This is a genomic window from Pseudoalteromonas sp. OFAV1 (assembly GCF_021532595.1).
Classification (GTDB): Bacteria; Pseudomonadota; Gammaproteobacteria; order Enterobacterales; family Alteromonadaceae; genus Pseudoalteromonas; species Pseudoalteromonas lipolytica_C.
Genome location: NZ_JAKGBG010000003.1, coordinates 138,617 through 153,791, shown reverse-complemented (window position 1 = coordinate 153,791; position 15,175 = coordinate 138,617). Strand labels below are relative to the sequence as shown.

Genomic DNA, 15,175 nt, shown 5'->3' with positions numbered 1-15,175 from the left:
TGTTACTTTCTCACTAATTGCAGCTCAAGTGGGGTGGCTGCACTGAATGAAATTAAACTAAGCCCAGATTTTTGTAAGCGTTTTAATCTATTAGAAAACGACTCTTCAGCAGACTTAGCAAAACGCTCGCGAAATTGCTTATCCATTAACGGTAAAGCCAGCTCTTGACCATTAGCCGACACGGTCACAGTTTGCTTAAAAGCCGGTAACTGATGCTCGAATGGGTCGCTAATATGGCAGCCAATTAACTCACAGTGTCTGCTTAGCATCTCAAGCTGTTTGAAGCTTGCTTCATCAAGGGCACTGAAATCAGAGACGATATAAACCAAGCTTCCTGGTTTTGCTAAATGATTAAGGCGTTTAAGGTTTTCGCTAAATAAGCTGGTGGTTGTTTTATCTATATTAGTCAGTGCTTGGCTGTGAATATCACATAAATTGTGACAAAGCTTTAGCACTGCTTTTTCGCGCGATGTAGGCTTTAATTCGTGATGGCTATGCTGATTAAACACCAGACCACCAATCCGATCACCGCGTTGACATGCTGACCATGCAACTAATGCGCTAATGTGCGCTGCTTGCACTGACTTTAATAATAACTTTGAGCCGAACAGCATTGAGTTTGAAAAGTCAGTAAATACGAAAACAGGGCGTTCTTTTTCTTCTTGAAACAGCTTAGTGTGGGTTTCGCCAGTACGTGCGGTAACACGCCAGTCGATAGAGCGTATGTCATCACCGGCTTGGTAATGCCGTACCTCGGCAAACTCCATACCGCGACCTTTATGAGGCGCAAGGTATTGCCCAGCTAAACTGTTTTTGATTTTTACTTTGGGCGCAAGTTCTAGCAAGCGAGCTTTGGCTTTGTAATACATCAACTCTTTGAGTGATAAGTTTACGCCTTGACTATGGCTTGCCGCTAACCACGCCGCTGTATCAAATTGGCTCGACATAGCTTATGGTACTGCCACCAATTCTAAAATACGGCTGATCACATCGTCTTTACTAATGCCATCGGCCTGCGCTTCGTAGCTCAATATAATACGATGACGCAACACATTGTGAAGCACAGCTTGGATATCATCAGGGGCTACAAAATCACGACCTTCAAGCCAAGCATGAGCACGCGCACACTTATCAAGGGCAATCGTTGCACGTGGGCTTGCACCATATTCAATCCAGCGGCCAAGTTGCTCATCAAGTTCAGACGCTTCACGGGTGGCAACAATTAATTGTACTAGGTACTTCTCTAGTGGTTCAGCTAAGTACAAACCCAAAATGGCTTTACGGGCAGCAAAAAGCTCACTTTGACTAATTTGTTGCGTCGTTGCTTGTTTATCAGAGATGGCCTCGCCACGGGTTAAGCGTAGGATATCTAATTCGTGTTCAGCACCCGGGTAATCAATGCTTAAATGCAGTAAAAAGCGGTCAAGCTGAGCTTCTGGCAGTGGGTAAGTGCCTTCTTGCTCAAGCGGATTCTGCGTTGCCATAACCATAAATAGGTCAGACAGTGGATAGGTGTTTTTACCAACAGTTACTTGGCGTTCGGCCATTGCTTCAAGAAGTGCTGATTGTACTTTAGCTGGAGCACGGTTAATTTCGTCAGCCAATATTAGGTTATGAAATAACGGGCCTTTTTCAAATACGAACTCACTGGTTTGCTGACGATAAATATCGGTACCGGTGACATCCGCAGGTAGTAAGTCAGGGGTAAATTGAACTCGTTGGAAGCTGCCTTCAACGCCTTTTGCTAATGCATTTACAGCACGGGTTTTTGCAAGACCCGGAGGGCCCTCAACTAATAAGTGGCCATCAGCCAAAATTGCGATTAACAGTGCTTGAGTTAATTGGGGTTGGCCGATAATTTGCGTGTCTAAGTATGTTTTTAATTGTGAAAATGCGTTAACTGCCATAATAAAAAGACTGTCCTAAAAGCGTGAGTCAAAAATTGTTTTTTATACCGCACAAACGTGAAACGTTCAGTGCTTATCAATCGTGTTTACGCTACCGTGAATGGGGCGCTATCAACAAGTTATAAGGATTCAAAAGTTATAACACAAGTGTTAGACAGAAAATCCTCAAATAGTTCGTTATTTTTTAAGGAATTTTATCCTAGCCTATAAAAATTTTAGCCTACCATATAAATACAGTGTTTTTTTGTAAATCGGTCGAAAAAAGCCTATGGTTGAAAACTTACTATTGGCATTCGTACACGGGTTGTTTTAGAATCAGGAAAAACAAACAGGTCAGACCTGTCAGCGGGAGAGCATAAATGTCTGAGCAAAATATACTTAAAACAGCAAAAGGCGATCGTATCGCAATCGTTAGCGGCCTACGAACGCCGTTTGCAAAGCAAGCCACAGCATTCCACCATGTACCAGCCCTTGATATGGGTAAGTTAGTTGTCAACGAAATGCTTGAGCGACTAAATTTCGATAAATCTGAAATCGACCAACTGGTATTTGGTCAAGTAGTACAAATGCCAGAAGCGCCAAATATTGCCCGTGAAATCGTATTAGGTACGGGTATGCCTGTATCTGTTGATGCTTATTCTGTATCGCGTGCGTGTGCGACAAGTTTCCAAGCCATTGCTAACGTGGCTGAGTCAATTATGGCAGGCTCAGTGCAAGTTGGTATCGCGGGCGGTGCTGACTCATCATCTGTATTACCTATTGGTGTTAGCAAAAAATTAGCGGGTAGCCTTGTTGATTTAAACAAAGCACGCACTTTTGGTCAGCGATTAAAGATTTTCTCAAAACTGCGTCTTAAAGACTTACTGCCTGTACCGCCAGCTGTCGCTGAGTACTCTACTGGCTTATCTATGGGTCAAACAGCTGAGCAAATGGCGAAAACGCATAACATTAGTCGCGAAGATCAAGATGCTTTAGCACACCGTTCTCACACTCTTGCAAGCCAAGCGTGGGCTGATGGTAAACTGAAAGACGAAGTGATGACTGCCCATGTTGCACCTTATAAGAGCTTTATTGAGCAAGACAATAACATCCGTCATAACTCAACAGTTGAAGGCTACGCCAAATTAAAGCCTGTATTTGACCGTCATCACGGCTCAGTTACCGCAGCTAACGCTACACCATTAACAGATGGTGCAGCAGCGGTATTAATGATGAGTGAGAGCAAAGCTAAAGCATTGGGTTACAACATTTTAGGTTATGTACGCAGTTTTGCTTTCTCTGCAATTGGTGTACATGAAGACATGCTAATGGGTCCGGCGCACTCAACGCCAATTGCCTTAGATAGAGCTGGTATCACATTAGCTGATTTAGATTTAATCGAAATGCACGAAGCATTTGCAGCGCAAACACTTGCCAACATGAAGATGTTTGCGTCAGATAAATTTGCACAAGAAAAGCTAGGTCGTAGTAAAGCGATCGGCGAAATTAACATGGACAAGTTCAATGTATTAGGTGGCTCTCTTGCATACGGCCACCCATTTGCGGCAACAGGCGCGCGCCTGATCACGCAAAGCTTACATGAACTTAATCGTCGCGGTGGCGGCTTAGCGCTTACGACTGCGTGTGCAGCGGGTGGCTTAGGCGCAGCCTTTGTATTGGAGAGTGCGTAATGACAGATTCAGTATTTAGTTTATCAGTGGCTGATGACGGCGTAGCCGTTGTAACTATTGATGTGCCGGGTGAAAAAATGAACACCCTTCGAAGTAGTTTTGCAGAAGATTTAAAAACCTTACTTAAAGACGCACAAGAAAAAGCGGTAAAAGGCATGGTATTTATCAGTGGTAAAAGCGATAACTTTATCGCTGGTGCTGATATTAAAATGCTTGATAGCGCCAATAGCCGTGAAGATGCATTAGCGTTAAGCGAAATGTGCCAGCAAGCATTTTTCGATATGAAAAAGCTGCCTTTCCCAACGGTTAGTGCCATACACGGTGCAGCATTAGGTGGTGGTTTAGAGTTTGCTTTAGCTTGTGATTATCGCGTGTGTTCAGACAGCGATATCACTAAGCTTGGTTTACCTGAAGTACAGTTAGGCTTATTACCAGGGGGTGGCGGTACACAACGTTTACCTAAATTAGTTGGTTTGCAAAAAGCACTTGAGTGGATGCTTACAGGTAAACAAGTGCGTGCAAAGCAAGCGAAGAAAACAGGCTTAGTAAATGATTGTGTCCCGCACAGTGTATTACTAGATGTTGCTAAAGAGTTTGCACTCAAAGGGAAGGCTAAGGTTACTAAACCTAAGCTAGACCGATTAAGCCAATTACTTGAGTCAAACCCATTTGGTCGTAATATTATTTTCAAAAAAGCACAAGAAAATGTGCTGAAGAAAACAGGCGGTCACTACCCAGCTCCTTTAGCGATTATTAAAGCGGTTCGTGCAAGTGTTGAGCTTGATCAGTTAAAAGCATACAAAACTGAAGCTGAAGGTTTTGCCACGCTAGTTATGAGCGATGAGTCAAAAGCATTGCGCGGTATTTTCTTTGCAACCACAGAAATGAAAAAAGAGTGGCGCAATGATGACGCACCAGCAATCGCTAAAGCAGCAGTATTAGGCGGCGGCCTAATGGGCGCGGGTATTGCTCATGTTAGTGCCGTAAAAGCCGGTGTTCCAGTGCGCATTAAAGATGTGGCTGAAAAGGGCATTAGCAATGCAATGAACTACAGCTATAAAATTTTAGATAAAAAGCAAAAGCGTCGTATTTTATCTAAAGCAGAACTACAACAAACCATGAACCGCATTACCGGTACCACCGATTACAGCGGCTTTAAACACATTGATATTGTTATTGAAGCAGTGTTCGAAGATCTTGCTTTAAAGCAAGGTATGGTGGCTGATGTAGAACGTGAGTGCCAAGACAACACGATTTTTGCAAGTAATACCTCGTCATTACCGATTGCGCAAATCGCTGCTGATGCAGCACGTCCAGAAAATGTAATTGGTCTGCATTACTTCTCACCTGTTGAGAAAATGCCACTTGTTGAGATTATTCCACACGCTGGTACATCTGAAGAAACTATCGCACGCGTGGTTAACTTTGCCCGTAAGCAAGGTAAAACTCCAATTGTGGTTAAAGATATGGCTGGCTTCTATGTAAACCGTATCTTAGCGCCTTATGTAAATGAAGCGGCTAATTTACTGCTAGCAGGTGAGCCAATTGAAAAGATTGACCAAGCATTGGTTGAGTTTGGTTTCCCGGTAGGGCCTTTAGCGCTTCTTGATGAAGTAGGGATTGATATCGGTTCTAAAATTGCGCCAATCCTTGAAAAAGAATTGGGCGAGCGCTTTAAAGCACCTGACGCCTTTAATCGCTTAATCGATTCTAAGCGCTTAGGTCGTAAGACTGGCCGTGGTTTTTATCTTTACGACAAGAAAGATAAAAAAGTGGATGAGTCAGTATACGAGCTACTGGGTGTTACGCCATCACCTCGTTTAAACAAGAGCGAAATTGCTAAACGTTGTGTTGCGCAAATGCTGAACGAAGCGGTGCGCTGTTTAGATGATGGCATTATTGCAAGCCCGCGTGACGGTGATATTGGTGCTATTTTTGGTATCGGTTTCCCACCATTCTTAGGCGGTCCATTTAGCTATATGGATAAACTGGGTGCCGCACAAGTGAGCTCAGAAATGGCGACTTTTGCTAACTACAATCCAATTTTCACACCTTGCGATACGTTAAAAGCAATGGCTGAAAAGGGTAGTCGTTTTTACCAAGCAGAAAGCGAAGAGCCGGCAGTTGAAGAAGCTGCGCCTGTCGATCCGGTTGAAGTAACCAAAGAAGTGGTCGAAGACGAGCAAGCGTCAGAAGAAGCTGATACTGAAACAACTAAAAGCTAGTATTTTAATTAATTAGCTAATTTAAAAGCCCTGCTCACGTTGAGCGGGGCTTTTTGCTTCGATATTGGCCATAAGTGGTATTTAACTCGCCATGTCGGTTTGTTATAACTAGGTTTATTTACTAATTGATTAATCACCATGACTCTCACCACTGAGCGATTAACATTACGGCTGTTAAATGCCGATGACTGGCCATTGTTTTATACTTTGCATAATGATGCCCAAGTAATAGCGAAATGCTTTGATAAGCCATCAGAAGCGCAGCTACGCGCTAAGTTTAATGAACGTTTAAAGCCTTGGCAGCCAAATTCGAATTCACCACTGTGTTTAGTGATTGTTGAAACCAGCACAGGAAAAGAAGTTGGCGTGACTGGATTTACCTCATCAACAGTCCCTGAGATACAAGAAGTTGGTTATTTGCTATTGCCTAACTTTCATGGTCGAGGCTATGCCACTGAGTCTTTGCAAGCGGTGCTCGATTATGCCACATCAGAACATGCTGTACGTGAATTTAAAGCGGTTGTTACCGAAGGTAATATCGGTTCAGAAAAAGTACTTGAGAAGTGTGGCTTTCAGCTGATTGAAAAGCAACCTGACGCCTATGCAATTGGTGGTATTTTGTATGCCGATCATCATTATCATTTAAGCTGCACTGATCACAGAGTGTGATCAGTGCAAAACTTTTACAGATGAAGCTCAATCGCTTTTCTGTCTTTTTCTGGCATATTCGCAACCACTAAATTAAACGAATTATCGATCATTCGTTCAATTTCTCCTTGTGGTACGGTGCCATCTAAAATAACCGTATTCCATAAACGTTTGTTCATATGATAACCCGGGATCACAGACGGGAAAATATCACGTAATGCTTGAGCCTCATCAGGGTCGCACTTTAGATTAAGCCACCATACAAGGTTGCCTTCATCATCTGTTTGACCTTCTTTGCCCTCTGCGAGGGTAGCAAACATTTTATGATTAACTTTATAAACATCGACATCTTGGCCAAATGGTTGTGTGATCATCACCAATGGCTTGTTCATTAAATATTCGTGTACTGCGTGTTGATTCATGATCCAATCCTTGAAGTCATTTTTCGTAGTTATAAACATAGCAGCTTTTTCGTAGTTTGGAGACAACTATTGCCATAATTTGCTGAAAAATAGGATAAATCACAGATGTGATTTAAAACTATAAATTTTTATTGAACAAACGCTATTACGTGGTAAATTCCTGTCATCAAAAAACGATAGGAATACACCCATGCCTAAGGCAAGTGAAGTTAAAAAAGGCGCCGCTATTGAGCATAACGGCCGTGTTTTAGTAGTTAAAGATATTCAACGTTCTGTACCGCAAGGTCGTGCAGGTGGTAGCTTATACCGCATGCGTTTATACGATGTAGTAACAGGCGGTAAAGTGGATGAAACATTCAAAGACAGCGACATGCTAAAGCTAGCTGACTTAACTCGCCGTGAAGCAATGTTCTCTTACATTGACGGTGAAGAGTATGTTTTCATGGATAATGAAGATTACACGCCATATAACTTAAACAAAGAAGCGATTAGCGAAGAAATTTTATTCGTTAATGAAGAAACTCAGGGTCTTCACGTAATTGTAATTGATGGTGCTCCGGTTGGTCTAGACTTACCATCAAGCGTTGAACTTGTTGTTGAAGAAACAGACCCTTCAATTAAAGGTGCTTCTGCTAGTGCGCGTTCAAAGCCTGCACGTTTAACTACGGGTTTAACGATTCAAGTTCCTGAGCATATTTCTACAGGCGACCGAATTCGTATCAACACCGTTGAGCATAAATTTATGGGCCGTGCTGAGAAATAATGGCACTCACTGATAGAAACCGGCTAGTTGCCGGTTTTTTTGTGTCAAAAAATAGTATTTCAGTGTTTTATTAAGCGACAGAATAAAAGTTTGCTCCTACAAAGGCATTGAAAAAGGGACAGAAAAGCCGCATCATTAAGGGCTTACGAAAACAATAATAATGCTAGTTGTCGATTAATGTTAAACCACGGATTGGAAAACAGAGAATATATAAAACTTCCCGAAGGCGTTGATATCGCCATAACTCCTGCTGGCGTTGTTGCCCGAAGCTACGCTTACCTTATTGATTTTATTATCCGAGGCCTTGTTTTAATTGCTGTGAGCAGCGTTTTGGCATTTTTAGGCGATGCAGGGCAAGGGCTTATTTTAATTGCTTACTTTGTAATTTCTTGGGGGTACAACATTCTTTATGAAATGGAGAATGGCCAAACACCCGGTAAAAAAAGACTTAAAATTCGTGTTGTGCAAGATAATGGCTTACCCGCGAGCTTTTCGCAAATAGTGGTGCGCAACTTATTACGCCCCGCAGATATGTTACCGATAGGCTATTTCTTGGGTCTTGTGGTTATGTTGTTTAACAACCGTTTCAAGCGAATTGGTGATTGGGCTGCTGGTACTATGGTTATTTATGAAGACGAGTTAGAAGCGCGACCAGAGCTGTCGAAAGGCCAAGTGCATGTCCCTACAGTAAGTTTAACTACCGAAGAGCAACTTGCAGTGCTGGCTTTTGCTGAGCGTCATGACGAGTTATCTGATGCTAGGCGCCACGAACTAGCGCGTATTCTCGCAGAGTCATTTGCGACAGATGAAAACAATATTGAGTGGCACTTGCTCAGTTATGCGCGCCATTATGCTGGACAAGTCAATGATAATACAGATTACCCACCGCAAGAGGGTAAACCATGAAACAAACTCAATTTGTAAAGTCGAATAGTGAACGCTGGGATGAATTTAAGACTTTGTGTGAACAAAAAAGTACAGAGACTTTACCTATTCACTTTCCTAATTTGTATCGAAAAGTGTGTAATGACTTAGCCATTGCGCAAAGTCGTCAATACAGCCCCGTGTTGATTGAGCAAATCAATAGACTCGTGCAGTTAGGGCAAAAGCGACTTTATTTATCGCGTAGTAATCAATTTTCTGAATTATGGCACGTAGCACGCACAGCATTTCCTCGCGCCCTATATGAAAACCGTTTAATGCTTGGTATTAACTTATTGGCATTTTGGGGATTGGCTCTTATTGCTTTTATTTGGGTGACACTTGACCCTGATGCCGTCTATACATTTTTAGGGCAAGGCGCCGTCCTTAATATCGAACAAATGTATAACCCCAGTGGTAGCGTACAATCGGCTGAGCGAGGCGCATCACAAGATCTCATGATGTTCGGGGTCTACATTTACAATAATATTGGTATTGCATTTCAGATGTTTGCAGGCGGTGTGTTGTTCTGTGTAGGCGCTGCCTTTTTCTTATTATTCAATAGCTTTTATTTTGGGGCTATTGCCGCTCATATTGTTAATGTTGGTTTTGAAGGGCCGTTTTTCTCATTTGTTATCACCCATGGCTCGTTTGAGTTAACCGCTATCATCATTGCCTCAGCGGCAGGCTGTCAGATTGGTTACGGGCTTTTAAATCCCGGCCAGTTTACCCGTGCATATGCGATGAAACAGGCTGCTCAAAAAGCACTCCCACTGATTGTTGGGGCGTTTTTAATGTTGGTGATAGCCGCTTTTATTGAAGCATTTTGGTCACCTCGTGATATTGCTAATGAAGTTAAATATTTAGTTGGCAGCGGTTGTTGGGCTTATGTCATTTTTCGCTTATATAAGGGTATGCGTTATGGAGCTTAATCACCTAAGCTTTAACCCTCGTAAGCGCAGCGCCTACGAAACCTTTGATTTAGCGGTATTACTGGTTAAGCAACACTTTGTAGCATTGGTAGCTATGTATTTAATAATGGCTGTCCCGGTGTTTTTAATGATTGGCCTGTTGTTTAATTGGGGAATAAGTGCTTTTGTTATCTGGTGGCTCAAGCCTCTATTTGAGCGGCCATTACTGGATTACATGTCAAAAGCGGTGTTTAATCAGCCGCTAAGTATTAGTCGTAGCTTAAGGTCAGTGAAACAGTTAAAAATGACCGACATGGTCGCTCATCTAACGATATATAGGCTTAGCCCAAATCGTGCATTTTTAGCGCCAGTTGAGCAACTAGAACGACTTTCAGGTGAACGAAAAACCAAGCGTAAGCAAGTATTGTTTGCCTCAACGAAGCCTAAGCAAACACTATGGATGCTGTTTTGTGTGCATTTTGAATACATTTTGTTGATGGGGATATCGGCACTGACTATCGCATTAATCCCCCAATCGTTTTCTGCCGAAGAGGCTATGTACCAAATTTTTGAATCTCCAGAGTGGCTAGAGATAGCTTTTAACCTTATCTACATAATTAGTATTTCGTTGGTTGCACCTTTATTTGTTAGTGGTGGATTTCTTGCTTATTTACACCGCCGTGTAGAGCTTGAAGGTTGGGACATTGAGCTGGCATTTAAAAACATTCGTACCCGCCTCGCAGGCTTACTCAGTGCTGTTGGGCTATTTATGCTAACAATGTTTACCCTGCAACCATCAACTAGTTATGCTGAGCAAATCGATAAGCAAGCGATAAAAGAGCAAGTCACCGCACTCTATAATGAGCCTAATGTCATCGAAACAGAAACCACCTGGGTGCCAAATTTAGAGCCTACAGAGAGTTCATCACACAGTGATTGGTCATGGCTTATCGATCTGTTTACAGCGATAGGTAATGGGTTTGGTGTATTAGTTTGGCTGTTAGTTGGATTATTATTGGTTTGGCTCGTTTATTACTTGATTAAAAAACGAGGTTTTTTTGCCAACTTAAGCTTACCTGAGCGCACAAAAGTAACTGAAGAGTCAGTGATCCCAACCTTATTTGCAGAGATTAAAAGTAAAGATTTACCATCAGATTTAATAGCTGCTGCACAGCAATGCTTTGAGCAAGGTGAGCATCGCTTAGCGTTAGCGTATTTGCTTCATCATACCCTGAGTTGGGCTCAGCAGCATCACCAAGTGCGCCTGCACCGCTCGATGACTGAACGCGAATGTAAACGTGCAATTGATGCAAAGGTGCCAAATCAAGGACAAGCGATATTTGCCCGCTTATTTTCTGCATGGGTCGCGGTTGCTTGGGGTCATAAAACCCCTGATATCAATTTTGTAGAGTTAACTGCACAAATTACAGCAATGACAGCAAATACTCAGGAGCAAGCCCATGAAGCTTAAGGTTGTGCTAATTGCTCTATTAGTCTTGTTTACCGTGTTTATCGTTGCCTCACTGGCCTCATTAGATTGGGAAAAAAGAGAAGTTGAAATAGGGTTTCATTCAGATGTTGCCAAAGATAACTTCACCATGGCCCAACGTCTTTTAAAGGCCAATGGAATAAGTTGGATCAAAGATAAACACTTGGCTGAACAAGCACAAAGTGAAGAGCTTGCGATAGATCCAAAAAGCATTTTAATTTTAGATGAAGCCGTACTTGCTGACTCTTATCTGCTTGATACTCAGCTTGCTGACTGGGTCGCTGATGGCGGGCGTTTAATTTATGTATTAAATAGGCAGCGCGAAGAGCTAGCAATCGATAATTCAGTGTTCTTTGGGCAGCTTGGCATCAATGTGCTAAGTCAAGAAGATGTCTTTGAGTATGATTTTGCGATGCGCAAAGAGGGAGATAAAAACAGTGTGTTGTCTATTGATGAAAATACTGAGCTCGAACTCGAATTAAGCCGTGCCTTTTACATCGAAAACTGCCTTGGTGTAAGTACAAATACTTCTGAGGGCAAAACCCTAATGTGTGATTTTGCCTTTGGTCAAGGCAGAGTAGTTGTGATGCCATCGTTATTACCTTTTACTAACTATCGTTTGCGCCACCTCGACCATGGCAGTCTATTACTTTGGTTAAGTAAAGGCGCTAAGAGTATTAGCTATGTTCCATACCTGACTTACCCTAATTGGCTTGCAAAGCTTTGGCACTGGAGCTGGCAATTTGTAGTGACTCTAGTGTTATTAATTGTGCTTGCAGTGTGGCATATTACGAGCCGTATTGGCCGAGCATATGCCCCTGATTTTGAAGCTAAAACCAGTTTTAATCAGCATATTCGTGCACTCGCAAATTTTTACTCTGAGCACGGCCATGAAGCCGTATTATTTGCCGCACTCAAGAAAGACTTTTACAGCAAGGTAGAAGCGCGTGTACCAAACTTTAAAATGCTAAGTGCAGAAAAACAGGCGCAGAGTATTGCTAATTTAACCCATTTTGAAAAACAACAGGTAGCGCAGCTATTGGCTAGCAAGTTACCTGACTCAAAAACACAAAGAACAAATTATATAAAACGATTTAAACAGTTAAGGAATGCCTTATGAGCACGGAATTAGACACTAATCGCATGAGCTTAGTTGAGGCCGCTGATGCAGTAAAACAAGTAAAGCATAACATTTCGCGTGTGTTAGTCGGTCAAGATGCCATTGTTGAAGATGTGCTTACCGTTCTTTTTGCGGGTGGCCATGTGCTGCTTGAAGGGGTTCCGGGACTTGGTAAAACATTACTTGTTAGAGCTTTAGCTAAAAGCTTAAGTGTAAATTTCTCACGTGTACAATTTACCCCAGACTTAATGCCATCGGATGTTGTTGGTCATAGTTTATATGATATGAAGTCAGGTGAGTTTAATATCAAAAAAGGCCCTGCCTTTACTAATATCTTACTTGCTGATGAAATTAACCGTGCGCCAGCAAAAACGCAATCAGCCTTACTTGAAGTGATGCAAGAACAACAAATCACTATTGATGGCGAATCGTTATTAATAAACTCCCCGTTTATGGTATTAGCCACTCAAAACCCACTAGATCAAGAAGGGACTTACCCATTACCAGAGGCCGAATTAGACCGCTTTATGATGAAAGTAGAGCTTGGTTTTCCTTCTCATGAATCGGAAGTTGAGCTTTTAAAACTGAATACACAAATAGTTTCTAATGAAAGCAAAGTGGAGCAGCTTCCAGCGGTATTAGATGCCAAGCGTATTGCTGAAATTAAACAGCTTTGTGCGGATATTTTAGTAGACGAGCAAATTCTTAATTATGCCGTTGATATAGTTCGTAGCTCACGAACTTGGCAAGGCGTGCTGCACGGTGCAGGGTCACGTGCCTCAATTAATATCATTAAAGCTGCAAAAGTAATGGCATTGATCAATGGCCGTGATTTTGTTACCCCAGATGATGTGAAGCTAGTCTCGCCAAATATTTTAAGGCACCGTTTAATTTTATCTGCGGATTTAGAACTGGAAGGTGTTTCGTTTGACGAAGTGATCAGTGCTATTTTAGCCAGTGTTGAAGCGCCACGCTCATGAGCCGTATCAAGCTTAGGCCAGCAAAACGTTTAGTTGTGTTAACAGCACTCATTCTGTTGCTTATGCTTGTGTGTGCTATTGCTCAGGTAAATGGCATGCTTTTAACCGCCTTGTTATTGGTGCCAGCTTTAGTTGCAATTGTTGATTGCTTGGCAGCTAAGTCAACGCCTTTACTCGAAGTAAGCGCAGAAACTAACCTAAATATGGCTTTATACAGACGCCAAGATTTAAACGTGTTGATTAAAAATAATGCCAAACATGCTAAGCAATTAGATGTGAGTGTGCATTTAAGCAACGCTATTGAATTGTTAAAGCCAGTGCAAACCCTATTCATTGACGCTAAGCAACAGGCAAAGCTGGTCTTTATGATACGCGCCCATAAGCGGGGGGATGCACAAATTAGTGCGATTGAGCTTAGGGTGGGGTCGCCACTAGGCCTTTGGCAAGCAAATTGGTTGGCAACTCAAGCTACTCAGTTAAAGGTCTACCCAGACTTTAGCCGTGTTACCTCTAAACAGCATTTAAACGGGATCGTGAATAAGCCTATTTCGGGGTTAAAACTCACCAAAAAGCGCGGTGATGGTATTGAATTCCAGCAATTACGCGAATATCGCCAAGGTGACAGCGTCAGGCAGATAGATTGGCAGGCAACAAGTAAACGCCGAAAATTAATTTCGCGAGAGTATCAAGAAGAGCAAAACCAGCATGTAATAGTTATGCTTGATGCCTCAAAAAAAATGGCCGTAGAAGCCAATGAAGGCAGCCACTTTGATCATGCTTTAAATGCATTATTGCTACTTTCTCACACGGTTTTAAAGCAAGGTGATTGGTTTAGTATGCAGAGCTTTAACCAAAACTTACGCTGGTTACCCGATGTTAAAGGCGCGCAGAATGTATCTCGGGTGATGAATCATTTTTATGATTTATACCCAGATAATAGCAGCAGTGACTATTTGGTAGCTGTAAACCAGTTAATTGCTAAGCGCAGTAAACGCTCTTTAGTGTTATTAGTCACCACCCTAGATGAGCAAAGTATTGACGAGTTAATGCCTGCAATAAAGCTATTGCAAAAACATCACTTAGTGGCACTTATCAATATTAACAATCGTGCCGTGAGTGAAGTGCTCGAAGAACCTATAGAAAAGTATGAAGATGCAACCAGTTACTGTGCAGCATTAGCACTACTAAATTCACATAAAGCCAATATGGCTAAGCTGAAAAAGCAAGGGGTGATAGCCATAGACTGTAACCCTGAGCAGCTGTTACCGCATGTGCTTAATACCTATTTGAATGTGAAGCACTCAGGGGCGTTGTAATACCCGAATATCAAGCGGCAATAAAAAAGGCATTGAATTCAATGCCTTTTTTATTAATTAACGAAACCTATGAAACGATTACTTTTGATTATCAATGGCCTCATTAATTTTGTATTGGAAATAAATCGCATAAAAGAAAAACGTGAGTATGCCACTTAAATGTACCGGCTCATTGCTGCCTTCATTAATTAACTCTTTGAGTGAAGTACGTAGCGAGAAAATGAATACCAGACCAACAATTAAAGAAATAATAGAAGCAATAGCAGACAAGGCTTCAGAAATATCGGTGAATGCCAAAACAAAGTTGATTACGTAAATAGCAACATAGCCATAAATTAAGTTTTGATTTACCTGATGTTTAGCAAGTGCGTTTGCTTTGTTTGCGCGGCTTACTAGCCAGTATAAGGCGTAGATACCTAATGTGATAAGACTCAAAAAGAATACGCCCCAAGCGGAGAAGCGCTCAAAGTTTAAAATAGGTTTATTGCCACTTGTATTTGCTTGAGTTAGCTCTGCTTCAGGTGCTTCATATACATTTGTTGATTCTTCAGACACAACGGATCCTCATTTTTTTGTTAGTTCCTTGATTACACCAATCCGCAATAATACTTAATCATTTTGAGGGATTAAACTTGTCGCTATCTGCGTTAAAAATTTCTGATTTAGAACAACAAAATAACGAAATTTTTGCCTTGCTATCAACGAGGTTTTATTGCCTCAAAATAGACCACTTAATTAAGCGAACTGGTATTAGTTTGTTCCTATATTAGTAAATCGTAATTATTTAGTACACATTAATTGTT

14 protein-coding genes are annotated in these 15,175 nt (G+C 41.8%); 10 read left to right on the top strand and 4 right to left on the bottom strand.

The window, feature by feature from the left end; all coding sequences use genetic code 11:
* Nucleotides 1–2 precede the first annotated feature (2 nt).
* Nucleotides 3–947, bottom strand: a complete 945-nt coding sequence (locus tag L1267_RS02855; protein WP_135923913.1) for a DUF58 domain-containing protein — start codon at nt 945–947, stop codon at nt 3–5.
* 3 nt (nt 948–950) lie between these two features.
* On the bottom strand, nt 951–1,907 hold the full coding sequence (locus L1267_RS02850; RefSeq protein WP_135923914.1) for an AAA family ATPase: 957 nt from the start codon (nt 1,905–1,907) through the stop codon (nt 951–953).
* A gap of 359 nt (nt 1,908–2,266) precedes the next feature.
* Between L1267_RS02850 and fadI the strand changes: the two genes are divergently transcribed.
* The 3 genes from fadI (at nt 2,267) to L1267_RS02835 (ending at nt 6,471) form a co-directional block, all read left to right on the top strand.
* Nucleotides 2,267–3,577 (top strand): acetyl-CoA C-acyltransferase FadI, encoded by a 1,311-nt coding sequence (gene fadI, locus L1267_RS02845; RefSeq protein ID WP_235382060.1) that lies wholly within the window; start codon nt 2,267–2,269, stop codon nt 3,575–3,577.
* Nucleotides 3,577–5,802 carry a fatty acid oxidation complex subunit alpha FadJ gene (fadJ, locus tag L1267_RS02840; protein WP_235382059.1) on the top strand — a complete coding sequence of 742 codons (2,226 nt, stop codon included), beginning with the start codon at nt 3,577–3,579 and terminating at the stop codon, nt 5,800–5,802. Before fadI ends, fadJ begins: the two co-directional genes overlap by 1 nt.
* 138 nt (nt 5,803–5,940) lie before the next feature.
* Nucleotides 5,941–6,471: a GNAT family N-acetyltransferase gene (locus tag L1267_RS02835; protein ID WP_235382058.1), complete on the top strand. Its 531-nt coding sequence runs from the start codon at nt 5,941–5,943 to the stop codon at nt 6,469–6,471.
* A gap of 14 nt (nt 6,472–6,485) precedes the next feature.
* Here L1267_RS02835 and L1267_RS02830 read toward each other — a convergent pair whose 3' ends face one another.
* Nucleotides 6,486–6,872: an MmcQ/YjbR family DNA-binding protein gene (locus tag L1267_RS02830; RefSeq protein ID WP_135923918.1), complete on the bottom strand. Its 387-nt coding sequence runs from the start codon at nt 6,870–6,872 to the stop codon at nt 6,486–6,488.
* Nucleotides 6,873–7,062: 190 nt separating this feature from the next.
* On the opposite strand from L1267_RS02830, the gene efpL reads away from it, so the two are divergent.
* The 7 genes from efpL (at nt 7,063) to L1267_RS02795 (ending at nt 14,372) form a co-directional block, all read left to right on the top strand.
* The gene (efpL, locus tag L1267_RS02825; protein ID WP_135923919.1) at nt 7,063–7,635 is read left to right on the top strand and encodes an elongation factor P-like protein EfpL; all 573 of its coding nucleotides are present in this window, start codon (nt 7,063–7,065) and stop codon (nt 7,633–7,635) included.
* Nucleotides 7,636–7,812: 177 nt separating this feature from the next.
* Nucleotides 7,813–8,541 (top strand): RDD family protein, encoded by a 729-nt coding sequence (locus L1267_RS02820; RefSeq protein WP_235382057.1) that lies wholly within the window; start codon nt 7,813–7,815, stop codon nt 8,539–8,541.
* Nucleotides 8,538–9,488: a stage II sporulation protein M gene (locus L1267_RS02815; protein ID WP_235382056.1), complete on the top strand. Its 951-nt coding sequence runs from the start codon at nt 8,538–8,540 to the stop codon at nt 9,486–9,488. The genes L1267_RS02820 and L1267_RS02815 overlap by 4 nt, the downstream gene beginning before the upstream one ends.
* Nucleotides 9,478–10,938 carry a hypothetical protein gene (locus tag L1267_RS02810; protein WP_135923922.1) on the top strand — a complete coding sequence of 487 codons (1,461 nt, stop codon included), beginning with the start codon at nt 9,478–9,480 and terminating at the stop codon, nt 10,936–10,938. Before L1267_RS02815 ends, L1267_RS02810 begins: the two co-directional genes overlap by 11 nt.
* Nucleotides 10,928–12,076 (top strand): hypothetical protein, encoded by a 1,149-nt coding sequence (locus tag L1267_RS02805; protein WP_235382055.1) that lies wholly within the window; start codon nt 10,928–10,930, stop codon nt 12,074–12,076. The genes L1267_RS02810 and L1267_RS02805 overlap by 11 nt, the downstream gene beginning before the upstream one ends.
* The gene (locus L1267_RS02800; protein ID WP_235382054.1) at nt 12,073–13,056 is read left to right on the top strand and encodes an AAA family ATPase; all 984 of its coding nucleotides are present in this window, start codon (nt 12,073–12,075) and stop codon (nt 13,054–13,056) included. Before L1267_RS02805 ends, L1267_RS02800 begins: the two co-directional genes overlap by 4 nt.
* On the top strand, nt 13,053–14,372 hold the full coding sequence (locus L1267_RS02795) for a DUF58 domain-containing protein (protein ID WP_235382053.1): 1,320 nt from the start codon (nt 13,053–13,055) through the stop codon (nt 14,370–14,372). Before L1267_RS02800 ends, L1267_RS02795 begins: the two co-directional genes overlap by 4 nt.
* A 78-nt stretch (nt 14,373–14,450) precedes the next feature.
* Here the strand turns inward: L1267_RS02795 and L1267_RS02790 are convergent, their stop codons facing one another.
* On the bottom strand, nt 14,451–14,927 hold the full coding sequence (locus L1267_RS02790; protein ID WP_199527869.1) for a DUF4234 domain-containing protein: 477 nt from the start codon (nt 14,925–14,927) through the stop codon (nt 14,451–14,453).
* Nucleotides 14,928–15,175: the final 248 nt, after the last annotated feature.